Origin of the sequence: Streptomyces spororaveus (assembly GCF_016755875.1) — a bacterium.
Classification (GTDB): domain Bacteria; phylum Actinomycetota; class Actinomycetes; order Streptomycetales; family Streptomycetaceae; genus Streptomyces; species Streptomyces spororaveus.
Map to the genome: position 1 here is coordinate 422,980 of NZ_BNED01000005.1, position 21,006 is coordinate 443,985.

Consider the following 21,006-nt stretch of genomic DNA (forward strand, 5'->3'; position numbering starts at 1 on the left):
CGGTCAGTTCACCGGGCGTACGGCACGCGGCCCCACGCACTCGACGCCGTACGCCCGGACCCGCTCCCGCAGTTCACGGTCGGCCGTGACCACGACGCAGCCGCGCTCCGCGTATGCGGCGGCCAGCTCCACGATCCGGTCGTCACCGCTTCCGGGCGCCGAGTCCACCCGGACGCCGGGAACGGACCCGACGCCCCGGGCGGCACCCTCGACGACGAGTACGATCTCCTCGTCCCCGCCCCGGCCGGCCAGCAGGTCGCGCAGCCGGACCGCGGCGCCCCGCCGGTCCCGCCACCAGCCGTCCGGCACCGAGCCGACGACGTTCGCACCGTCCACGATCAGCACGTTCCGCACGGCGTCCGGAGCGTCCTCGGCGTTCACCGCGTCCACGGCAGCCCGGCCTCAGAAGTCTCCGTAGTTGACCTGCCAGGTGGGCAGGCCCATCCGGCGCCAGATCGCGACCACCCGGTCCCGGTCGTCGAGCGAGACCCGTACCGCGTACCGGTGGCGGACGTGCGTGTCGAACAGCTCCGCCTTCACCACGTCGTCGCGGCGTGTGTCGCCCGCCGCGCGCATCCACAGCTCGTCGTACGGCACCTCGTGGCGCCGCAGCCAGGATTCCGTCTGCGGGCGGTGCTCCTCGCCGCGCCCCGACAGCAGCACGATCACGTCGCCGTCTGCGCGGCGGAAGGCGTCGAGCGCGTGCCGTACCGGCTCGTTGAGCAGGTCGAGCTCGCAGCGCGAGAAGTCGTACGGGCCCCGGTCGCCGGTCAGCGCGAGCGTGCCGTCGATGTCGCACATGACCGCCGCCGGCAGGGCCGGGTCGGGAACGTACGCGGTCACGGGCGGCGCGGCCACCCCGCTCGACCCGCCGTTCATCCACGCCGACGTCAGCCGCCAGCCTCCCCTGCGTGCCTTCTCGTGCTTCTCGGCCAGGATGCGGATGATCTCCTCGCCGACCTGGCGCTCGCGCGCGGCGTCCCGGCGCAGGCACTCCTCCAGCGGGACGTCGGTGAAGTCGTGGACGACGAAGGTCGCGAGACCGCCGACCGCCGCCTTGAGCCGCTTGGGGATGTTCTTGGTCAGGTGGGTGTTGTCGACGACCACGTCGAAACCGCCGTCGACCGCCGCGCGGACCGCCGCGTCCTGGACGGCCAGCACGGTCTGCTCGTGCCGGAAGCTGCGGCCCCGTGCCGGGTCCGGGAGGTCGAGCATGAGCCGCAGGTCGTCGAGGTTGACGCGGCGCATGCGGCCACCGGCCTCGGCCTGCAGGGCGCGCGCGGCCGTCGTCTTGCCGGAGGCCGGCAGGCCCGTCATGACGTGCACGACGGGCAGCGGGGCCTCCTCGGCGGCGGCCACGGCCCCGGCCGCGTTCACGTCGTCATCCGCATCCGTATGCGTGGGTGTCTCTTCGGACACGGGTCAGTTCTCCTCGTCGTTCGTGAAGGGGTCGGACGTCTCCGGCCGCACGTTGCGCCATACGGCCAGTTCCGTGGACCGGCCGTCCAGGCGCAGGAACATCGCGGCCCTGACCTCCCGGTCGGGCAGTGTCTTCACCGCCCGGGCGAAGGCGCCCCGGTCGGCGGCCAGGTGCGCGAGGCCCGCGTACGCCTCGTCGATGGCGCGCTCGCGCCGCGCGAACTCGCTCTCGATCCGCTCGATCACCTCGCGCACCCACGTGTCGAACTCGTCGGGCACCTGGTCCAGCAGCGCGTCGAGGGGCTTGCCGCCCGAGGCCTCGATCTCGGCGACCGTGGTGCCGAGGCCCTGGGCCAGCTGCTTGAGGGGCAGGCCGGCGAACCGCTGGATGCCGTGGGCGCGCCAGATGTCCCGCTCGGTGGCCTTGGTGAGCAGCCGGTGGAGGCGTACGTACTCGGACAGCTTGGCCTTGGCGCGCACACCGGAGGCGAAGCGCAGGACGAAGCCCTCCGCCTGGGTGCCGGTCGCCCGGGCGCCCCCGGGCAGGGTGTTGGAGTCGGTCAGCGCGATCAGGTCGTCGATGGGCATGGCCGGCCACACCGTGACGACGGAGCCGATCCCCTCCCAGTGGGACGCGGCCTCGGCGAGCGGGACCTCGGTGCCGTCCTGTCCGAAGGCGGCGAGGAGGACGAGGTCCCGGCGGTCGCCGTAGTCGACGACGATGCGGTTCTGCGGGTACAGGATCTCGGCGAGGTAGGTGGTGCCGGGGCGCAGGGCCGCGGTGTCCCTGCCGTCGAGCGTGCGCTGCGCCCAGGTCGCCTGGGCGCTGATGAAGGACCCCTTGGAGGCGACCCGCCAGCGGTCGGCGTAGTGGAAGACGACGGCGAGGCTGCCGTCGACCTTGTCGTAGACCTCGAACGGCTCGTCCGGGAGGGCGGGGGCGTACGGCTGACCCGACTCGTGCTCGCCGACGTTGAAGAACTTCGGCAGCGGCAGGGCGACGATCGCGCCGGTGGTGTCGTCGGCGACGAGTCCGCGGCAGCGCGTGGTGACGTCGTTCCAGACGCGTTCGTACTGGGCCGTCCGTGTGTAGGTGTAGATGGACAGCGGCAGTTCGGGGTGCGACTTGCGGGTCACGTACCCGGCGTCGATCGAGTCCGCCAGCGCCTGTGCGGGCAGCAGGTCATGCAGAGTCAGGGTCTCCTGGCTCATGGGGTCCTCCCGGTTTGAGATGGCTCATTCTCACGTGCGGGAGGGTGTGCCCGGTAGTCAATTATGCCTGGTCGGCGCACCACCCAGGCGGTTGATGTCGGCGGGCCGCAGGATGTGGCCGGGGACCTCGGTGCCGGGCGTGGCGACGGCGATCATGGCGCGGCCGAAGGTCTCGGAGGTGATGACGAGGTTCGGGGCGACCCGCCGTACGAGGGGGACCAGGGGGCCGAGGACCGCGTAGAACATCCGGGAGATACGGGCCTTGGAGGGCACCCCGCGCACGGGCTGGACGATGCCGGGGCGGAACATGTAGGCGCGGAAGGGGAGTTCCAGCAGGTCGTTCTCGGTCTTCCCCTTGACCCGGGCCCACATGGAACGGCCCCGCTCGGTGCTGTCGGTGCCCTCGCCGGAGACGTAGACGAAGGTCATACCGGGATTGGCGGCGGCCAGCGGCCGGGCCACGGCGAGGGTCAGGTCGTGGGTGACGCGCCGGTAGGCCTCCTCCTTCATGCCGACCGAGGAGACCCCGAGGCAGAAGAAGCAGGCGTCGTGGGCGGCCGGGTCGATCCCGGCGGCGGCCAGGTCCGACGGGTCGTCCTGGACGCACTCGCGCAGCTTGGGGTGGCTGACGCCGAGCGGGGTGCGTCCGACGGCGAGGACGCTCTCGACCGAGTCGTCGCGCAGGCATGCGCGCAGGACGCCGCGGCCGAGCATGCCGGTCGCGCCGAAGAGGATGACGTTCACGAAGGGCAGCTTAGGCGGTGTCCCGCCGGCCGGGCGGGGCCGGCGAGCGGTCCGGTGCCGGCGAGCGGCGAGCGGTCCGGTGCCACGGTGCGGGCGCGGGGGCGTCATCGGGCCACCGGTCCGCGCCCGGCGGTGAGGTGCGAGGCGACCAGTGCGGCGAAGGTCAGCAGCCAGGCGCCCACGGCGATCCAGAGCAGTACCTCGCCGAGTGTGCGCAGCCGGGCGATGCCGGCCGGGGCCGCCACGGAGAGGCAGGCGGTGGCGGTCATGCCGAGCGGGAAGACGGTGGCCCAGCGCCGGATGTCGTAGCGCGGCCTCGGGTGGCGCAGTTCGGCGGCGAGGAGGACGACGTACCAGACGAGGGACAGGGCGAGCAGGGCCAGGGTGACGGTGCGCAGAACGCCGTGCGCGGCTCCGGCCCATACGGGTGACGCCATGAGCCTGGATCCGGCCAGGGCGGAGATGGAGAGCGCGCCGCCCGCCACCCAGTGGTCACCCGCACCGCCGACCACCTCGCGCAGGTCGAAGCGGAAGAGGGCCGCCAGGTAGAGCATCAGGCCGAGGCAGAAGGCGGCCATGGCCGCCCACGCCAGCGGGTCGCGGTGGCCGGCGTCGGCGAGGGACGCGGCGAGGAGGGAGAGCCCCTGGGTCGCCACACAGCCGAGGAAAGCCGCGCCCGGCATGCGCCGCCGCCAGTGCCGCAGGACGTTGAACAGCAGCCCGGGCCAGAGCACCGCCGCCAGCACGAGCAGTGCGGCGGCCGCCGTCTGCAGGCCCTGCTGCGAGAGCCGGGCCCCGATGACGGTGGTGGCGGCGACGGCCGTCAGCGCGGCCGGGGTGTCGGCCTCGGCGCGGAACCTTCCGCGGTCGCCGAGCAGCCGGGAGGTGAAATCGGCGGCGAGTACCAGCCACAGCGCCCCGGCGACGACCAGCGCGGCCAGCGACGCCGGCTCGTGCCCGGTCAGGTGCAGGCCGACGGAGATGATGCCGGTGGCCATGACCGCGGCTCCCGCCGCGGGCGGGAGCCCGGTCCACCAGTCGCGGCCGGGGAGGATGCTCACGCGTCCAGCGGACCCCACCGGCCGGCCGGCTGCCAGCGGACGGGGCCGACCCGCCGGACGAACCACACGCCCGGACGCCACACCCGCCGCACGCGGAACCGGGCGAACCAGCGCGCGATGCGCGGGCGGGGATGCGGGCCTGCCGGTCCGTCACAAGGGTGCGCGGCGGCGGGTCCCCGGTCCCTCGCGCGGGCGCGCCGACCCGCCCCGCCGCGCCCCGAGCGGGGTGGCTCGGGGCGTCGAACGCCCCGGTGGGTGGCCGGAACTCGCGCTTGTCAGCCCGGTTAGGGCTACCTAACCTATGGCTCGCCCACGCTCAAGAACCTCGGCACGACTTCGGGATCCGTCCCCGACCGAAGGAGCCTCCCCCCATGAACGTACGTCTCCACCATGCCCAGCCCTACGCCGTCGGGCTGTTCCGGATCGTCACCGGACTGCTCTTCGCCTCGCACGGTGCCGCTTCCCTCTTCGGTGTCCTCGGCGGTGCGCACGGTGGCGGAACCATCGCCGCCGGCACCTGGCCCGGCTGGTACGCCGCGGCCATCCAGCTCGTCGCCGGCGCCCTGATCCTGCTGGGTCTCGGCACCCGGGCGGCCGCTTTCGTCGCCTCCGGCTCGATGGCGTACGCGTACTTCACCGTGCACCAGCCGGACGCGCTGTGGCCGCTGCAGAACGGTGGCGAGGCCTCGGCGATGTTCTGCTGGGCCTTCCTCCTGCTGGTGTTCACCGGCCCCGGCGCCCTGGCGGTGGACGGGTTGTTCTCCTCGCGTTCGGCGGCGGCCTCCGCCGGGCGGCGGGACGAGAACCGCCCGGAGGCCGTGACCGCCTGAGAAAACGATTCAGCACCGCGCGGGTCAGCACCACGGGTGTCAGCACCGTGCGCGTCAGCACCGTGCGCGTCGGCGCCGATCGCGTCCCGGCGCCCGGGCCCTCAACGGGGCGGTGCGACCAGGCCCATCTCATAGGCCATGATGACGAGCTGGACCCGGTCCCGGGCGCCGAGCTTGGTGAACAGGCGCGAGACGTGCGATTTGGCCGTGGCCGCCGAGATGAACAGCTCCTCGGCTATCTCGCCGTTCGAACGACCCCGCCCCACCAGCGTCAGGACCTCCCGTTCGCGCTCGGTGATGCCCTCGACGGACCGCGGCGCCCGCGCCTCGGGTGCCGCGGGTCCGGGCGTCCGGACGAAGTCCGCGATCAGCCTGCGGGTGACGCCCGGCGCGATCAGGGCGTCCCCCGCGGCGAGCACCCGGATCGCTGCGAGGATCTCCTCCACGGCCATGTCCTTCACGGCGAATCCGCTCGCGCCGGCGCGCAGCGCCCCGTAGACGTGGTCGTCCTCGTCGAAGGTGGTCAGCACGAGCACCCTGACCGCCGCCGTCCCCGCGGTGATCAGCCGGGTCGCCTCGATGCCGTCCATGCCCGGCATGCGGATGTCCATCACCACCACGTCGGGGCGCAGTTCGGCGGCGAGGCGGACGCCTTCGGTGCCCGTACCGGCCTCGCCCACGACCTCCAGGTCGGTGGTGTCGGCCATCAGCACCCGCAGGCCGGACCTGACCAGCGGCTGGTCGTCCACGAGCAGGACGCGGATCGCCCGCGCGGGAGCCACGGTCATCGGAGCCCGCCCACGGCCGGTGCGGCGAGGGGCAGCGGCAGCGCCGCCTCGACCCGGAAGCCGCCCCCGGCCCGGGGGCCGGCGCTGAAACGGCCGTGCAGCAGGCTGACCCGCTCGCGCATGCCCGTGAGGCCGAATCCCGTACTCCCGATGCCGTCGGGCGTGCCGCGCCCGTCGTCGACGACCTCCACGGTCAGCTCCTGTTCCCCGTATCCGATGGTGACCCGGCAGTGCCCGGTGTCCGCGTGGCGGACCACGTTGGTCAGCGCCTCCTGCACGATGCGGTACGCCGACAGGTCCGTCTCGGGCGGAAGCCGACGGCTCTCCCCCTCCCACCGTACGTCGACCCGCACTCCGGCGTCGGCGGTGGTGGCCACGAGCCCGTCGAGTTCGGCGAGTCCGGGCGCGGGCCCGAGCGGCGCCTGCCCCTCGGGGCCGTCCGGCTGCGCCCGGCGCAGCGCGACGAGTGTGCGGCGAAGCCCGGACAGGGTTTCGCGGCTGGTGGCCTCGATGGCCCGCAGGGCGGCGCGGGCCTCGTCCGGCTGGGTGTCGATGACCCGGCTGCCGACACCCGCCTGGATGGCGATCACTCCGATGCTGTGGGCGACCATGTCGTGCAACTCGCGTGCGATGCGCAGCCGTTCGGCGGTCACGGCCTCGGCCACCTGCCGTGCGCGCCGTTCGGCCGCGTGCTCGCGGCGCTCACGGAACCGCAGGCCGGTCATGCAGACGGCACCCAGCGACAGGAAGGCGATCAGGCCCGTACTCATCAGGTCGTACGGTCCGATCGAGAACAGCCCGACCGCCGGAAGCTCCACGGCGAACACCATGACGAGGGCGATGGCCGCGTCCCGCCGGGGTCGCGTGGCGACGATGCATCCGAGGACGAGGTCCGAGGCGAGGAAGACGAGGAACCGGCCCGGGCCGTGGTCCCGGGCGGCTCCCGCGACGAGCGTGCCGCCGAGGAGGGTCAGGGTCAGTGCCACCAGGGGCCGGTACCGCAGCAGCGGGACGAGCGGGGTCACGGCCAGCAGCAGCACGATCCCGAGGAGCGGTCCGGCGGCGTCCGGGACCCCGCCGATCAGCAGGCCCGGGACGAGGGCGTAGAGGAGCGCACCGCCCCAGGCCGCGCGGGCGGAGCCGGGCACCCGTGACGAACTCCGCTTGACGTGCTCGGTGTTCGGCGCATGCGAGACGTTCGGCGCCTCCGCGGCCCTGTCGGCCTCCGTGGCTCTGTCGGCGTTCGCGACCCTCGCGGTCGTCTCGTGCTGCGGTGGGTTGTCCATGGCATGACCGTAGCCAGCCGCCCCCGACCGGGCATCGTCCCCCGGGCTTACGCCCCGGGGCCGTACGGTCGCGATCACCGGTGACCTCGCGGCCGAGGACGGGAGCGCGATCCTCGAACTCGACGCCCGCAGGCCCACGTTGGAGGTGGTGCTGGGCGAACTGCGCGCCGGTTCGCGGGCCGTGTCGGCCCCGTCCGGCCCGGACGGCGGGCGTTAGCCTGGGCGCATGGAGGAACTGGGCGGGGTGGAGATCATCGCCTTCGCGGACGCCGGGGCGTTCGAGGGCTGGCTGGCCGAGCACCACACGCGGCACGAGGGCGTGTGGATCAAGCTGGCCAAGAAGAAGTCCGGGATCGCGTCGGTCACCGATGACGAGCTGGTCGACATCGGGCTGTGCTTCGGCTGGGTCTCCGGGCAGCGGCGCGCCCTCGACGAGCGGTACTACCTGCAGAAGTACGTACCGCGCCGGGCCAGGAGCCTGTGGTCACGGGTGAACGTGGACAAGGTCGCGGAGCTGACGGCCGCGGGGCGGATGCGCGAGCCCGGGCTCGCCGAGGTGCGCAGGGCGCAGGAGGACGGGCGGTGGACGCACGCCTACGAGTCGCAGCGGACGGCGGCGGTGCCACCGGATCTCGCGGCGGCCTTCGCCGCGAACCCGGAGGCGGCAGCGGCGTTCGAGGAGCTCGATCGCACCGGGCGCTACCAGGTGATCCTGCCGCTGCTCCAGGCGCTCACACCGGAGACCAGGCGGGCCCGGCTCGACCGGGCGGTGCGGCTGCTGGGAGGAGACGGGGCTGCCGGGTGATCCGGCCGGGCCCCGCGGGCGCAGGGACGCGGGAGAGCGGGACGGCGGGAGGGCCGGGGAAGGCGTCAGGCCTGGCCTCCCCACGGGGAAGCCAGGCCTGACGGAAAGCGGAGGCGCGGGTCAGGAGTGCTGCTCACGGGCCTTCGCGGCCCGCTCCGCGTTCTTCTCCTTGATGCGGACCGTCTCCTTGCGGACCTCGGCCTGGGTGGTGCGCTCACGCTGGAGCCACTCGGGGGCTTCCTGCTTCAGCGCCTCGATCTGCTCCGTGGTGAGGGGCTCGGTGACCCCGCCGCGGGCGAGGCCGGCGATGGAGACGCCGAGCTTGGCCGCCACCACCGGACGGGGGTGCGGACCGTTGGCGCGCAGGTCCTGCAGCCACTGGGGCGGATCGGCCTGGAGCGCACTCAATTCACTGCGCGAGACGACACCCTCCTGGAACTCTGCGGGGGTGGCCTCGAGGTACACGCCCAGCTTCTTCGCCGCGGTCGCGGGCTTCATCGTCTGGGTGTTCTGGTGCGACGTCATGGTGTCAAGAGTATCGAGCGTGTGCGCTACCTCCGACCACGACCGGTAACCTTGCGGGGTGACAGGCTCGGAAGTACCCCATTCGTTCCGGCTCGCTTATGTCCCGGGGGTGACACCCAGCAAGTGGGTGCGTATCTGGAACGAGCGGCTGCCCGACGTCCCGCTGACCCTGGTCGCGGTGTCCCCGACCGAGGCGTTCGGCGTGCTGCGGGCGGGCGGCGCCGACGCCGGGTTCGTGCGGCTGCCGGTCGACCGTGACGATCTGAGCGCGATCCCCCTCTACACCGAGACCACGGTGGTCGTGGTTCCCAAGGACCACCTCGTGGCCGCGGCGGAAGAGGTGTCCACCGAGGATCTCGCCGACGAGATCGTGTTCCACCCGCTCGACGACACCCTGGCCTGGGAGCAGCTGCCGGGCAAGCCCGCGATCGAGCGCCCCGCGACGACGGCGGACGCGATCGAGCTGGTGGCGGCCGGGGTGGGCGTACTCGTCGTCCCGCAGTCGCTCGCCCGCCTGCACCACCGCAAGGACCTGACCTACCGGCCGGTCTCGGACGCGCCCGCCTCGCGGGTCGCGCTGTCCTGGCCGCAGGAGGAGACCACCGACCTGGTGGAGGAGTTCATCGGGATCGTGCGCGGCCGGACCGTGAACAGCACGCGGGGGCGCACGCCGACCCCGCCGCAGCCCAAGGCCAAGCGCAAGCGCCCGGAAACGGGTACGGGCGGTGCCGGTGGCGGTGGCGGCGCGCAGCGGAAGTCGGGGTCCGGGAAGTCCGGGGCCGGGAAGTCGTCCTCCGGGAGGCCGGCGGCGGGGAAGAACCCCCGTGGCGCCTCCGGCGGCCCCAAGGGCGGAAAGGGCGCGAAGGGCGGCAAGCCCCGCCGTCGCCCCTGAGGAGCGGCCACCGCGCCTGAGGACCGGCCGGGGGCCGGAGGACCGGCCGTCGCGCCCTGGGAGCGGCGGTCACCCCGGAGGTACGGTCGGGTGCCCGTGACGGCCTGGCTTCGGGGATCCTGCCCGCCTCGCGGTGTATGCAGGAGGGATGGATCTCCGGCCGCCGTCGTACCCACGTCATCACCGGTCCCCCGAGGTGAGCCGCGCGCAGCTGGCGGTCCCGTTCGCGCTGATCGCCCTTGTGACGACGATCGACGTGCTGGCTCCCCCCGACGTGCACCTCGGACCGTTCCTGGTCGCCGCACCGGCCGTGACGGCGTCGTTCGCGGGGCCCTGGATGACGGGCTTCGTCGGTCTGGTCGCCGTACTGGCGCAGGTGGTGGTCGCGGCCGCACGCACCAGCCTGACCGATCTGAACCACACCTTCCAGATCATCGCGCTCGTGATGATCTCGGTGTTCGTGACCTTCTTCGCCCACCTGCGAGAGGTGCACGAGAAGGAGCTGACCCAGCTGCGTTCGGTGGCGGAGACCGCCCAGGAGGTGGTCCTGCGGCCGCTGCCCGACCGGATCGGCCCGCTGGGTGTCGCCTCCGTGTACCTGGCCGCCGCGGCGGAGGCCCAGATCGGCGGCGACCTGTACGCCGCCGCGCGGACGGCCACCGGTACCCGGCTGATCATCGGCGATGTCCGGGGCAAGGGGCTGGAGGCGGTCGGGGACGCCGCGCTCGTGCTGGGCGCCTTCCGGGCCTCCGCCCACCAGGTGGCCGGGCTGCCGGGCCTGGTGGACTACCTGGAGGCGGCGGTCTCCGCGGACCTGGACGGCGCAGGGGACGAGGGCGAGAGCTTCGTGACCGCGGCCGTCCTGGAGATCCCCGACGCCGAGCCGGTACTGCACCTCGTCAGCTGCGGGCATCCCCCGCCGCTGCTCGTGCTGCGCGAAGGCGGCGCCGAACAGCTGGAGGCGGACCGGCCGGCGCCACCGCTGGGGCTCGCCGGCCTCGTCGCGTCGGCGGTCACCGCGCAGACCTTCGCCTTCGCCGAGGGTGACGTCCTGCTCCTCTACACCGACGGCGTCCTGGAGGCCCGCGACCGGGCGGGCGGGTTCTACCCGCTGGCGCGACGCGTGAGCGCCTGGTCGGGCCTGCCCCCGCACGCGCTCCTGGACCGGCTCTGCCAGGACCTGCTCGCGCACGCCGCCGGCAACACCCTGGACGACGACGCGGCGATGGTCGCGATCGAGCGGCTCGCGGCCCCGTAGGCCGGGCGAGCCGGACCGGGCGGGCCGGACCGGGCGGGCCGGACCGGGCGGGCGCCGGTTTGCCAGAATCGGATCATGCTGACCCTCGGAACGATCGTCATGGGAGCCGCTGACGTACGGCGGGCCGCGGAATTCTGGAGCCGGGCGCTGGGGTACGTACCCCGCGACGGCCAGGTGGACGACGGCTGGACCGTCCTGGTCCCGGCCGACGGCGGCGGGCCGGGGCTGGCACTCGGCCGCAGCGTGACACCCGTACAGGAACGGCCGCGCGTCCACCTCGACCTGTACGCGGCGGACGCGGCCGAGCAGGAGGCGGAGGTGGCACGGCTGGTCTCTCTGGGTGCCCGGCACGTCGACTGGGACGCGTACCCGGAGGATCCGGATTTCGTGGTGCTGGCCGATCCCGAGGGCAACCGCTTCTGCGTCATCGACGCCACGCACGGCCAGGCGACCTGAGGCCGGGGCGCGGTCGCTCGTCCGTGCTGCCGAAACCAGGGCGTGCGGGACGACGGTCGGACATATGGTCGTGATCAGCAGTAGTGATACGTCAACGGGGAGTTGTGATGCTTTCGGAGAACAGGGTGCCGCGCCGTGCGATGGGCGTGGTGGGGGTGTTACTGGCGACCGCCGGACTGGCGGCCTGCGGGGAAGGCGGCGGCGCGTCGGAGGGGAAGCCGTCCGGGGATCCGGCGAAGCCGTCGCAGACGGATGGCGGGAAGTCCGCGCGGCAGGCGTTCGACCCGCCGGTCGGGTTCGAAGCGGGCGGATTCGAGCTACCGGGTGCGAGCCAGCCGAGTACGGCGAGCGGAGGGGCCACGCGGGCCGCGGTCACCCTCGTCGACGGGGTCGCCTACGTCACCGCCGAATCCGGCCTTGAGGCCACCGACACGCAGACGGGCAAGCCCCGTTGGACGGTGGGGACGAAGAACGCGGCGGAGAAGGGCGGTTTCGGCAGCAACCGCGGCGCGCCGCGGGTGTTCGAGTCGGGCGGGAAGAAGACGGTGTACGCCGCCTGGAACAGGACCGTGCCGGGCGAGGGGACCGCCCCGTCCCGGAAGGTGATCGAGGTCCTCGCGGTCGACACGGCCGACGGCCGGACGGTGTGGTCGGGGGAGTTCCCGGCCGGCCCGCGGGGCGACGGCTGGTCCTCGGGCGCCATCGGTGCGGATGAGGTCCTCGCTCCGCAGGTCATCGGGGTCGAGGCGGGTGTGGTGGTGGTCACCGCGGACGACACCACCTACGCCGTCGACTCGGCCGGTGGCACGGTGCATTGGCAGAAGCCGGACTTCCGTGCCCTCGTACTGGCCGACGGGGTGGTGGCCGGGGGCGAGCGGGCCGGATACGGGGACCGCCGGCTCGTCGGGGTGGCCCTCGCCACGGGCGAGGCCCGCTGGACGGTCCGCGATGCGACGCGGCCGGCCGCCGCCGGGCCGAGACTGGTGACCGCCGACCGGGAGAACAGGACGCGCGTGCTCGACGCCGCCACCGGCTCGGAGCGAGCGGTCCTCGACACCGGGAGCTGGGGATGCCGCCACGACGCGCGGTCGCTGCTCCTGTGTTCCACGTACGGTTCCGCGTCGAAGGGCGCCATCGTGGTCTTCGACGCCACCTCGGTGCAGAAGCGGTGGGCCCTGCCCGACGCCTCGGGCCGGGTCGTGCCGAAGGTCAAGGCGTTCTGGCACGGCGCCGTGTACGCGGAGACGGAGGGCGAGAAGTCCGTGGTCCTGGACGGCGGGACGGGGCAGGACCGGGACACCGCACCCGGCGCGGCCCCGATCGAGGTCGACCAGTACGGCGGCCTGACGCACTCCCTGGACCACCCGGCCTACTACCGCGCCGTCCGCTGACCCCACGAACTCCACACCGGGGCCGGAGTCCGCGGAAGTTCCGTCGGACATCCTGCGCTGTACGAAGCTTCCCGCTGGGGTGCGGAAAGACAAGGTCCTCCGGGAGCAACGACCGGCCGGAACCCCCGAACGCCGCCTGCTGCTGCTCGGCGTCGGTGGCTCCGGCTCGCGTAGGCCTGCCCGAGGCCTTGGGACCGACAGCGCGGCAGCAGGGACTGCACACGGTGTCGGCCGCGCGCCTCTATGGCCAAGGGCTCCATATACGTGTGGGTCGACGGCCGAAGGGATGCCAGCGAGGCACGCTGTGGCGGTGGCCGACTGGATCCCGGTACCCCGGGATCATTGCTTGTTCAATTATGAAGGACCCCGTACCCGGCCCTGGAGAACCGGGCAAGCCATCCAGAGGAGACCATAAAAGCCCCTGCGTCATCCGACGAAATCAGCGTCAGGTTGTTTTCCTCAAGTTCTTTCGCACATCGCCTCATCTCAACACGGTCTCCGAATCCGAATAGATCGAAATCTTCGAACCGGCAAGCGCCACCATTGTCGGCCATGTCGTCCAACAGCCTCCAACTCGCCGCAGAAACACCCTCGCTTGCACTGTACTCGTCCGACACCTGCGCCAACCAGGACTGCAAGAGCTCCAGATGCTCCCTCTCCCCCACGCCGATTATTCCTTCGTCATGCAGCCAGAAGCTGAAATCCTCGCAGGCCTGAAGAGTGTCTCTGAGGTTACATCTCAGCACCTCATAGAGATACTGAAAGCCGACCGGGCCGACCGGCGGCGATCCACCCAACGAAAACTCCTCAATCCTGGCCTCAAGGGCTCTTATCGCATCATCCTTGGATAGAGGTTCAACCTTTATGGGCTGACACAGGCGACCTTGCAGTCGCGGCGATGCCACTGCCGTACGCACTACACCCCGAGCCCCGCAGACTATCCACCTCAGGCCCGGCTCGGCGAGAATCGTATCGCGAATTTCCTCAAGCACCTGTCGCGCCGAATCCGAGCTGACGAGAAGCTCCAGATTATCCAGGACGCAAACGAAGTACCCGCATCCTGGCGGGTCGAAGCACTCTTTCACCCAAGCGCGGACCGTGTTGGCCAGGCCGGACTCCGCAAATGCAGAGTTCGAGGATTCACCCCTGCCCCCGGAGAGCCCCAAACCGGCGAAGTTGACGCCTCCAGAGATCGACACCATGAGAGGTGAATTCATCTATTTATCGATCTCCTTCACCTTCGGAGTGCGATATCCCCAGGATTTCAAGTCATCGTGATACTGAATAAATGCCGCCGCGATCGCCCGGTAAACCTTTGCCTCAAGGAGGCTCGTGCCCCCCTTGTTGGCGATCTGAAATTTCTCATCGACTGGAAGCATGATGGGAAGGCGAGACTTGTCGCTATTCCTCTTCATGCGATAGCTCGCCACGGTCATCAGGCTAGTCTTCCCCACCCCGGCCTCGCCTTCGATAGTCACATGGCTCGATGAGGAAGACAGTCGATTGATCAGGCGGCGAATATGGCTCTCTCGCCCCACAAGCAGCCTCTCCCCTATCGCCGTCGGCGGGAGAGAATCGGTATTGTAGGGACTCTGCGTAAAGCCCAGATCCGTCCAAATTTCCATGGTGCAACAACCTGTCAGCTGTTGAAGGCGTCAATGACTGCCCCTGGACTGGCTCTTCTCATTGTCAGCCGTGCCGAGAAAGCGTTCCAGTCGGCATCACCGTCAGCCCCACTCTGGACGGAAGGAACCATCGCGACCACGGGGGTGGGGATCGCCACGCGTCGACGGCCGCAGCCAAGACCGGCGTTCCGATGCGGTGGGGCTCCTGGTGCTGGTCGCACTGGCGTACTCCTTCCCCCGCCGGCGGCTGACTCAGAGCGGCAGCGCCTGGATGGCGCGCCGGGTACGGCCTACGCGCTCGGCGTGCTGGACTGGCGCCGGCACGGCAGGCTGGGGGCGTGTCGGACCAGACGGAAATCATCGTGCATCCGGTATCCCCGAAGGGCGGCCGGAAGGTCACCGTTCATGCGCTCGGAGTGGACGCGGACCTCGGGCGTGCTCAGACGCCGAGGGACGTTGCCGAGTTCCTGCGTCGCGCCGGCCTGGAGGACGTGGACCTGAGCGAGGACGGGCCGATCACCTGGGAGGGCGGCGGCCCCGACGTATGGAAGCGCCCCGACGCCTGAGGGTGAGCGGCCCGTCCTCGGGGAGCCAATCGGGGAGCCGCCCGCGGCAGCACAGGCCGGATCGGCCTGGACTGCCGTGGACAGTGGGGAGCCGGAACCCTTGGGGTGGATGGGCTCCACAACGCCGCTTCCTGATCCCCCGCTTGTCCCTGCCTTAAGCGGAACCTAAGACTCATCAGAGCCGTGCCGAAACGAACGAATGTCCGTTTCGGTGCGGCTAGCGTGCTGCCGGATTCCCCAACTCCCCAGTAACACAGAGGCAGGCACGCGATGGGCAGCACAGTCGGGCACCGGCGCAGCACGAGTCGTACGGCGAAGGTCACGGGCGCGATCGTGACGGCGGCGCTGATCGGTGGGGCGGCCTTCGCTTTCACCGGGACCGCGCAGGCGACCTCCGTCGGAGCCGTGTACACGAAGTCCAGCTCCTGGAGCGGCGGTTACACCGGCCAGTACGTCATCACCAACAGCACCGGCACGGCGCAGTCGGACTGGACCCTCCAGTTCGACCTGCCGGAGGGCACGAAGATCGATTCGCTCTGGAACGGCACCCACACGGTCTCCGGTCGCCGCGTCACCGTGAAGCCGGCGAGCTGGAACGGGCAGCTGGCGGCGGGTGCCTCCGTCACCGTCGGTTTCGTCGCGAGCGGTACCGGCACCCTCGGCAACCCCACCGGGTGCCTGATCAACGGGGTGAAGTGCTCGGTGGACCAGGGCGCCACGGCCCAGCCCAGCGGGCGCCCCACCGCCCGGCCCACCGTCACGGCGAGCCCGGCCCCGACCTCGCCCGCCACGTCCGCCGCCCCCACCGGGACCAAGGCGCCCTCCCCCACGGCGACCGCACCCTCCCCCACCCCGGCGCCCGGGGGCGGCGGCGCGCGCTTCGCCCCGTACGTGGACACCTCCCTGTACCCCGCCTACGACCTGCTCGACACCGCGACGAACACGGGCGTGAAGGAGTTCCACCTCGCCTTCATCACCTCCGGCGGTGGCTGCGCACCGCTGTGGGGCGGTGTCACGGATCTCGCGAACGACAAGGTCGCCGCGCAGATCGGTGCGCTGCGCGCCAAGGGCGGCGACGTACGGGTGTCGTTCGGCGGGGCCGCCGGTCACGAACTGGCGCTGAACTGCGCCACCGTGGACGAGCTGGCCGCGGCGTACGGAAAGGTCGTCGACCAGTACCGGCTCACCAAGGTCGACTTCGACATCGAGGGCGCGGCCCTGCCGGACACCGCCGCCAACGCGCGCCGTGCGCAGGCCATCGCCCGGCTGCAGAAGTCCCACCCGGGTCTGGACGTCGCCTTCACCCTGCCCGTGATGCCCGAGGGCCTGACCCAGCCGGGTGTGGCGCTGCTGGCCGACGCCAAGAAGAACGGTGTGCGCGTCGACGCCGTCAACATCATGGCGATGGACTACGGGCCCGCGTACAGCGGGGACATGGGGCAGTACGCGATCCAGGCCGCGACGGCCACGCAGGCGCAGATCAAGGGCGTGCTCGGGCTGTCCGACGCGGCGGCGTGGAAGGCCGTCGCCGTCACGCCGATGATCGGCGTCAACGACGTCGCGAGCGAGGTGTTCACGGTGGAGGACGCCACCCAGCTCGTGAACTTCGCCTCCTCGAAGGGGATCGGCCGGCTGGCGATGTGGTCGTCCACCCGGGACAAGCAGTGCGCGGCGGGCGCGGTCGGCTACGCCGACGCGACGTGCAGTTCGATCCTGCAGCAGCCGCTGGCCTTCACCAAGGCCTTCTCCGCGCTCAAGTAGCGGCCTGGCGCGAGGAAACCACGGGCTCGCCCGCACGACACGTCCGGGCGAGCCCCTGCGTCCTGACGGCCGGTCCGAGGTCGTCTCCGGCGGGCCCGGCCCGGCGGGACCCGGAAGAGTCGGCCTAGGTGAGGATTCCGGCGCGCGTGGCGAGGTCGAGTGCCGCGTCGAGGCGTGGAGCGGGCCGGCCCTCGACCTGGCCCGCGGCGAGCAGGGCCGCCACGGCGGCCGGGTCGGCCTTGCGTTCGCGTGCCAGCGCCGCGAACCGGGCGACGGCCTCGGTCAGGCTCCGCTCCAGCGCGCCCGGGGCGTCGAACGAGGACACGGCGAGTCCGAGGTACTCCCCCTCGTCCGCGCCGACCCAGGCGGCGGCTCCGTCCAGCCCGTCCTCGCGCACCTCGTCCGGGTAGGCGATCCGGTGCCAGGCGCCGTTCTCCCACCAGTAGACGAACCCGAAGAGATTCCCGGCGGCGTCGTCGCGCAAGAGGTCCCAGGGCAGCCAGTCGGGGCCGCCGGCCAGGAAGTCGATCTGCTCCTCGCCGACATGGGTGTGACTGCCGTCGGGGTCCTGGCCGCAGAACACCGCGTGCCCCTCGTCCAGCACGGTCAGGCGCCACCAGCCGCACCCGCCGGTGGAGTGGCACCACAGGCCGTCGTCGTCGAGGGCGAACTCGGTGCCGGCCGAGTGCGCGGTGTCGACGACGGCCATGGTCACCGCCCTGGCCCAGAGCAGTTCGGGGTGTTCGAGGTCTTCGGGCCGGCTCGGCGTGTGCATCGTGTGGTCTCCTCCCGGGTGCCGGGCAAGCCTCGCACACGGGCCGGGATCGGTGGCGAGGTGGCCCTGGGGGCGCGGCGGATGGCTTCGGGCGCGTGGATCGCCACCCGTCGGCTCGCCACCCGTCGGCTCGCCACCGGACGGCTCCCCGCAGGGTGTACGCCCGCATTCTGAGAAGATCCAGGCCCCATCAAGCCTGCCCCCGAGCGGATCGCGCCATTGTGGTGGCCGGGCCGACGTGCCTGCCGGAACAGCGGGTTACGGTCCGGCCATGCCTTCGCACATACGAACCACCCATGCCCCGCACAGCCGTCGCGCCCTGCTGCGCACCGCCGTCGCGGGCACAGCGGCGGCCGGAGCGGGGCTGACCCTCGGCGCGGCCTTTCCCGCGTTCGCCACCTCGTGGGATCCGGAGAGCGACGAGCCCGTGGCCACCCCCGCGCAGGCCCTGCGCAGGCTGGCGGCCGGCAACCAGCGGTGGCGGGCCCGGGACCAGGAGCACCCGCACGAGTCCGCGGCCCTGCGCCGCCGGCTCGTCCAGGGCCAGCGGCCCTTCGCGATCGTGCTCGGCTGTGTCGATTCACGCGTTCCGCCCGAGCTGGTCTTCGACCAGGGGCTGGGTGACCTGCTGACCGTGCGGTCGGCGGGCGAGGTGCTGGACGAGGCGGTGCTGGGCAGCATCGCGTACGGGGTTCTCGAGCTGGGTGTACCGCTCGTGCTCGTCCTGGCCCATCAGTCGTGCGGGGCGGTCGCCGCGGCGGTCCACGCCGACGAGTCGGGCGGGCCGCTCCCGGCTCATGTCCAGTACCTGGCCGATCAGATACGGCCTTCCATCGACCACAGCCGGCACGGTGAGGCCCGCGTCGACGCGACGATCAACGCGCACGTGCGCAACGTCCGTAGGCGGCTCGCGGCCGAACCCGACCTGGCCGGGCGGGTGGCGACGGGCGAACTGGCGGTACTCGCCGCCCGCTACGAGCTGAGCGACCAGCACGTACGCACCCTGGCCTGACCCCGGCGGCGCCGCGTGCGGGCGGCTCATCCCGGTCGACCCTCCGACCGGGATGAGCCGCGGTTCACGAGCCTCAGGCGTTGACGCAGACGTTGCCGGCGGCCGGGTTGAGCGCGCCGATCACGTTGATGCTGTTGCCGCACAGGTTGATCGGAATGTGGATCGGGACCTGGATCACGTTGCCCGAAAGCACACCGGGCGAACCGATCGCGGCGCCGTTCGCGGTGGAGTCCGCCGACGCCGAGGAGGCACCGCCGATGACCGCCAGGCCCAGCACCAGGGCCAGACCCGCACTCTTCAGAACACGCGACACGTGAATCTCCTTGTAACCGCACAGCGGTGCCGGAGCACCGCACGGCCCCGAGCGGGGCCGTCGCCCTTTCCTTCGGCAGCCGAAGGCCTCCCGGCCTGGTTCCGGCCCCCCGGTTCCCTCGAATAGGTGGACCCGGGCCTCCGTTCGGAGGTACGGAGCGCCGCCGGGCGCCGCTGGTCCCGTACACGTGTCGGAACACCGGCCCTCCTCGCTAGCCTGAACCGATGCCCCTTCCAGACGCGCTGTCCCAGGCCCTGCACGCCCCTGCCGACCCCCCGCTGCGGTCTCTGCCGCCTCCGGTGGCGGGCCTGCTCCGGTCCCTCGATGCGCCGCCGCGGCTGGCCGCCCATCTGCGGGCCGTTCATGACGTGGCGGTCCAACTCGTCGAATGGCTGGAGCATCGCCATCCGCGGATCGCCGTCGACCGCGCGGCCGTTCTCTTCGGAGCGGCGACCCACGACATAGGCAAGACCGTGCACACGGCCGAACTGTCCGAGCCCGGCTCGGCGCACGAAGAGGCGGGCCGTGAACTGTTGTTGGCACACGGGTTCGGCCCGGAGCTGGCCCGGTTCGCCGGGACCCACGCCTCATGGACGGCTCCCGGTACGACCCTCGAAGACCTGCTGGTGAGCACGGCCGACAAGGTCTGGAAGAACAAGCGCCTCCCGGAGCTCGAAGACCTCGTGATCTCGCGCCTGGCGGGAGCGACGGGCGGACAGCACTGGGAGGAGTACCTCGCGCTCGACGATCTGCTCACCCGCATCGGCGACGGGGCCGACGGCCGGCTCGCCTTCCAGGCGTCCTTCCCGGTGCACACATAGCCGGGACGGCCGCCGCACCGCTGACGGTATTTCTTAGCATCAGAGGTCAACTATTCGTCCGGCCGCCGCCACGACGACTACAAAGGTCGGGACCGGACCGGCCCCGCCGACGGGGATGATGCCCCCGTCGGCGACCGGAATGATGCCTAAGGCGGTGGATACGCGTGCGTAGATGCGGCAGGATCCAATTGATAGCGGTCAGATTACTACCGGAAAGACCGAGTTCCGACTCCCTCACCTGACCCGGCCCGTGCGCAGGGAGGTGGGATTCCCCGGCCTCCTCCCTGCGCGCAGGGCTGTGCTTTTCCTTCATTGAGTTCACCCACCGCTCGGCAAAGACGCCGCCACGGCCTGATGTAGGCCGCCTACCTGCGGTGTTCGGGGTCCTCCCCCACGACCGCACCCCGAAATTGCGCCGTTTTCGCAAAGACTCTGCGGGGCCGCCGTCTTCCGCCCCCGACCGACGTGATGTCACGAGGTCGCAGCAGTCGAACGAAGTCATCAGAAATTTTTCATATGGGCACCCATCCGCAGGCGTTGGGGCTCCGAAGGAGGAGCGAGAGCCTCTTCAGGGCCTCGTGTAATCCCGTACGATCTGCGATTCCCGATCCTGGGGATCCACGGAACAGGAGCGAATGTGATAGTCAAGCGCGCCGGTCGCCACGTGGTTCTCGCCGCCATACCCGCAGCCGTGGCCCTGACCCTCGGCCTTTCCGGACCAGCTCTCGCGCAGGGCGGAAAGGCGTACCAGATCGACCTCGCGCAGCTGAACGCATCGGGCTCCAGCGGTACGGTCATGCTCAGCCTCAAGGGCAACCAGCTCACCGTACAGATCGAGTCCACGGGCATGGTTCCCGGACAGCCGTCGGCCCAGCATCTGCACGGCTCGACGAAGGGGCACGACTTCCACTGCCCGGACGCGACCGACGACACCGACGGCGACGGCGTCCTCAGCAACACCGAAGCCACGCACGACTACGGCGACATCAACATCTCGCTCACCACGGTCGGCGACACCAAGGCGACCAGTGGGCTCGCCGTGGACCGCATGCCCGTCGCCGACAAGCTGGGCAAGCTCTCCTACAAGCGCACGATCCCGGTCGGCCAGGACGTGGTCGACCACCTCAAGGACCTGCACGTGGTGCAGCACGGCATCGACCGCAACAAGAACAAGAAGTACGACTTCGAGGGGGCCGGCAAGAGCGAACTCGACCCGAAGCTGCCCCAGGAGGCCACGGCTCCGACCAACTGCGGAGAGGTCAAGGGCGCGGCCGTGGGGTCCATCCCCGTCGGCGGCATCGAGACCGGCGGCGGTACGGAGGCGCACGCGTCGACGCCGGTGACGGTGCGCGACGGTGTGGCCATCACCGTACTCGCGGTGGTGGCGGGCGCGGTGATCATCGGGCGGAAGCGGGCCGGAATCGGGCCCGTCCGCAGGGAGACCACCGGGGGCGGCGCGTGAAGCC

At 71.5% G+C, this 21,006-nt stretch carries 23 protein-coding genes; 11 read left to right on the forward strand and 12 right to left on the reverse strand.

The window, feature by feature from the left end; genetic code table 11:
* Nucleotides 1-3: 3 nt before the first annotated feature.
* The 5 genes from Sspor_RS04610 to Sspor_RS04630 form a co-directional block, all read right to left on the reverse strand.
* Nucleotides 4-381, reverse strand: a complete 378-nt coding sequence (locus Sspor_RS04610) for a PIN domain-containing protein (protein WP_202203478.1) — start codon at nt 379-381, stop codon at nt 4-6.
* 21 nt (nt 382-402) lie between these two features.
* Entirely contained in the window at nt 403-1,419 is a 1,017-nt protein-coding gene (locus tag Sspor_RS04615) for a phosphatase domain-containing protein (RefSeq protein ID WP_237403668.1), read from the reverse strand.
* A gap of 3 nt (nt 1,420-1,422) precedes the next feature.
* Complete coding sequence (locus Sspor_RS04620) at nt 1,423-2,631, reverse strand: RNA ligase (protein WP_202197883.1); 1,209 nt, start codon at nt 2,629-2,631, stop codon at nt 1,423-1,425.
* Nucleotides 2,632-2,688: 57 nt separating this feature from the next.
* A complete protein-coding gene (locus Sspor_RS04625) occupies nt 2,689-3,375 on the reverse strand; it encodes a Rossmann-fold NAD(P)-binding domain-containing protein (RefSeq protein WP_202197884.1) in 687 nt (228 codons plus the stop codon).
* Between the two features lie 104 nt (nt 3,376-3,479).
* Entirely contained in the window at nt 3,480-4,436 is a 957-nt protein-coding gene (locus tag Sspor_RS04630; protein WP_237403669.1) for a tellurite resistance/C4-dicarboxylate transporter family protein, read from the reverse strand.
* A 371-nt stretch (nt 4,437-4,807) separates the two neighbouring features.
* Between Sspor_RS04630 and Sspor_RS04635 the strand changes: the two genes are divergently transcribed.
* Entirely contained in the window at nt 4,808-5,266 is a 459-nt protein-coding gene (locus tag Sspor_RS04635) for a DoxX family protein (RefSeq protein WP_202197885.1), read from the forward strand.
* Nucleotides 5,267-5,367: 101 nt separating this feature from the next.
* Here Sspor_RS04635 and Sspor_RS04640 read toward each other — a convergent pair whose 3' ends face one another.
* Both Sspor_RS04640 and Sspor_RS04645 read right to left on the reverse strand, forming a co-directional pair.
* Nucleotides 5,368-6,054 (reverse strand): response regulator, encoded by a 687-nt coding sequence (locus Sspor_RS04640; RefSeq protein ID WP_202197886.1) that lies wholly within the window; start codon nt 6,052-6,054, stop codon nt 5,368-5,370.
* Nucleotides 6,051-7,340 carry a sensor histidine kinase gene (locus Sspor_RS04645; protein WP_202197887.1) on the reverse strand — a complete coding sequence of 430 codons (1,290 nt, stop codon included), beginning with the start codon at nt 7,338-7,340 and terminating at the stop codon, nt 6,051-6,053. Before Sspor_RS04645 ends, Sspor_RS04640 begins: the two co-directional genes overlap by 4 nt.
* 226 nt (nt 7,341-7,566) lie before the next feature.
* Between Sspor_RS04645 and Sspor_RS04650 the strand changes: the two genes are divergently transcribed.
* Nucleotides 7,567-8,145, forward strand: coding sequence for a YdeI/OmpD-associated family protein (locus Sspor_RS04650; RefSeq protein WP_202197888.1), 579 nt, complete (start codon nt 7,567-7,569; stop codon nt 8,143-8,145).
* 120 nt (nt 8,146-8,265) lie between these two features.
* On the opposite strand, the gene Sspor_RS04655 is transcribed toward Sspor_RS04650, so the two are convergent.
* Nucleotides 8,266-8,670 (reverse strand): DUF5997 family protein, encoded by a 405-nt coding sequence (locus Sspor_RS04655; protein WP_202197889.1) that lies wholly within the window; start codon nt 8,668-8,670, stop codon nt 8,266-8,268.
* A 58-nt stretch (nt 8,671-8,728) separates the two neighbouring features.
* On the opposite strand from Sspor_RS04655, the gene Sspor_RS04660 reads away from it, so the two are divergent.
* The 4 genes from Sspor_RS04660 to Sspor_RS04675 all read left to right on the forward strand — a co-directional run bounded on the left by Sspor_RS04660 (nt 8,729) and on the right by Sspor_RS04675 (nt 12,667).
* Entirely contained in the window at nt 8,729-9,562 is an 834-nt protein-coding gene (locus tag Sspor_RS04660; protein ID WP_202197890.1) for a LysR substrate-binding domain-containing protein, read from the forward strand.
* Nucleotides 9,563-9,710: 148 nt separating this feature from the next.
* Nucleotides 9,711-10,820, forward strand: coding sequence for a PP2C family protein-serine/threonine phosphatase (locus Sspor_RS04665; RefSeq protein ID WP_202197891.1), 1,110 nt, complete (start codon nt 9,711-9,713; stop codon nt 10,818-10,820).
* Between the two features lie 75 nt (nt 10,821-10,895).
* Nucleotides 10,896-11,276 carry a VOC family protein gene (locus Sspor_RS04670; protein ID WP_202197892.1) on the forward strand — a complete coding sequence of 127 codons (381 nt, stop codon included), beginning with the start codon at nt 10,896-10,898 and terminating at the stop codon, nt 11,274-11,276.
* Between the two features lie 107 nt (nt 11,277-11,383).
* On the forward strand, nt 11,384-12,667 hold the full coding sequence (locus tag Sspor_RS04675; protein ID WP_202197893.1) for an outer membrane protein assembly factor BamB family protein: 1,284 nt from the start codon (nt 11,384-11,386) through the stop codon (nt 12,665-12,667).
* A gap of 350 nt (nt 12,668-13,017) precedes the next feature.
* On the opposite strand, the gene Sspor_RS04680 is transcribed toward Sspor_RS04675, so the two are convergent.
* Nucleotides 13,018-13,884 carry a hypothetical protein gene (locus tag Sspor_RS04680; protein ID WP_202197894.1) on the reverse strand — a complete coding sequence of 289 codons (867 nt, stop codon included), beginning with the start codon at nt 13,882-13,884 and terminating at the stop codon, nt 13,018-13,020.
* Nucleotides 13,885-14,292 carry an ATP-binding protein gene (locus Sspor_RS04685; protein ID WP_202197895.1) on the reverse strand — a complete coding sequence of 136 codons (408 nt, stop codon included), beginning with the start codon at nt 14,290-14,292 and terminating at the stop codon, nt 13,885-13,887.
* A gap of 338 nt (nt 14,293-14,630) precedes the next feature.
* Between Sspor_RS04685 and Sspor_RS04690 the strand changes: the two genes are divergently transcribed.
* Nucleotides 14,631-14,858, forward strand: a complete 228-nt coding sequence (locus Sspor_RS04690) for a hypothetical protein (RefSeq protein WP_202197896.1) — start codon at nt 14,631-14,633, stop codon at nt 14,856-14,858.
* Nucleotides 14,859-15,128: 270 nt separating this feature from the next.
* Nucleotides 15,129-16,619, forward strand: a complete 1,491-nt coding sequence (locus Sspor_RS04695) for a cellulose binding domain-containing protein (RefSeq protein WP_202197897.1) — start codon at nt 15,129-15,131, stop codon at nt 16,617-16,619.
* Between the two features lie 124 nt (nt 16,620-16,743).
* Here Sspor_RS04695 and Sspor_RS04700 read toward each other — a convergent pair whose 3' ends face one another.
* The gene (locus Sspor_RS04700; RefSeq protein WP_202197898.1) at nt 16,744-17,394 is read right to left on the reverse strand and encodes a hypothetical protein; all 651 of its coding nucleotides are present in this window, start codon (nt 17,392-17,394) and stop codon (nt 16,744-16,746) included.
* A 271-nt stretch (nt 17,395-17,665) separates the two neighbouring features.
* Between Sspor_RS04700 and Sspor_RS04705 the strand changes: the two genes are divergently transcribed.
* Nucleotides 17,666-18,406 carry a carbonic anhydrase gene (locus Sspor_RS04705; RefSeq protein ID WP_202197899.1) on the forward strand — a complete coding sequence of 247 codons (741 nt, stop codon included), beginning with the start codon at nt 17,666-17,668 and terminating at the stop codon, nt 18,404-18,406.
* Nucleotides 18,407-18,479: 73 nt separating this feature from the next.
* Here the strand turns inward: Sspor_RS04705 and Sspor_RS04710 are convergent, their stop codons facing one another.
* The gene (locus tag Sspor_RS04710; RefSeq protein ID WP_150261185.1) at nt 18,480-18,719 is read right to left on the reverse strand and encodes a chaplin; all 240 of its coding nucleotides are present in this window, start codon (nt 18,717-18,719) and stop codon (nt 18,480-18,482) included.
* 224 nt (nt 18,720-18,943) lie between these two features.
* Here Sspor_RS04710 and Sspor_RS04715 point away from each other — a divergent pair, with 224 nt between their 5' ends.
* Nucleotides 18,944-19,540, forward strand: coding sequence for an HD domain-containing protein (locus Sspor_RS04715; RefSeq protein WP_202197900.1), 597 nt, complete (start codon nt 18,944-18,946; stop codon nt 19,538-19,540).
* A gap of 637 nt (nt 19,541-20,177) precedes the next feature.
* Complete coding sequence (locus Sspor_RS04720) at nt 20,178-21,002, forward strand: hypothetical protein (RefSeq protein ID WP_202197901.1); 825 nt, start codon at nt 20,178-20,180, stop codon at nt 21,000-21,002.
* Nucleotides 21,003-21,006 lie beyond the last annotated feature (4 nt).

Coding starts and splice junctions, on each gene's coding strand:
- Sspor_RS04620 (WP_202197883.1), bottom strand. CDS start 2,631: ATGAGCCAGGAGACCCTGACTCTGCATGACCTGCTGCCCGCACAGGCG.
- Sspor_RS04635 (WP_202197885.1), top strand. CDS start 4,808: ATGAACGTACGTCTCCACCATGCCCAGCCCTACGCCGTCGGGCTGTTC.
- Sspor_RS04640 (WP_202197886.1), bottom strand. CDS start 6,054: ATGACCGTGGCTCCCGCGCGGGCGATCCGCGTCCTGCTCGTGGACGAC.
- Sspor_RS04645 (WP_202197887.1), bottom strand. CDS start 7,340: ATGGACAACCCACCGCAGCACGAGACGACCGCGAGGGTCGCGAACGCC.
- Sspor_RS04650 (WP_202197888.1), top strand. CDS start 7,567: ATGGAGGAACTGGGCGGGGTGGAGATCATCGCCTTCGCGGACGCCGGG.
- Sspor_RS04655 (WP_202197889.1), bottom strand. CDS start 8,670: ATGACGTCGCACCAGAACACCCAGACGATGAAGCCCGCGACCGCGGCG.
- Sspor_RS04665 (WP_202197891.1), top strand. CDS start 9,711: ATGGATCTCCGGCCGCCGTCGTACCCACGTCATCACCGGTCCCCCGAG.
- Sspor_RS04670 (WP_202197892.1), top strand. CDS start 10,896: ATGCTGACCCTCGGAACGATCGTCATGGGAGCCGCTGACGTACGGCGG.
- Sspor_RS04675 (WP_202197893.1), top strand. CDS start 11,384: ATGCTTTCGGAGAACAGGGTGCCGCGCCGTGCGATGGGCGTGGTGGGG.
- Sspor_RS04680 (WP_202197894.1), bottom strand. CDS start 13,884: ATGAATTCACCTCTCATGGTGTCGATCTCTGGAGGCGTCAACTTCGCC.
- Sspor_RS04685 (WP_202197895.1), bottom strand. CDS start 14,292: ATGGAAATTTGGACGGATCTGGGCTTTACGCAGAGTCCCTACAATACC.
- Sspor_RS04695 (WP_202197897.1), top strand. CDS start 15,129: ATGGGCAGCACAGTCGGGCACCGGCGCAGCACGAGTCGTACGGCGAAG.
- Sspor_RS04700 (WP_202197898.1), bottom strand. CDS start 17,394: ATGCACACGCCGAGCCGGCCCGAAGACCTCGAACACCCCGAACTGCTC.
- Sspor_RS04705 (WP_202197899.1), top strand. CDS start 17,666: ATGCCTTCGCACATACGAACCACCCATGCCCCGCACAGCCGTCGCGCC.
- Sspor_RS04715 (WP_202197900.1), top strand. CDS start 18,944: ATGCCCCTTCCAGACGCGCTGTCCCAGGCCCTGCACGCCCCTGCCGAC.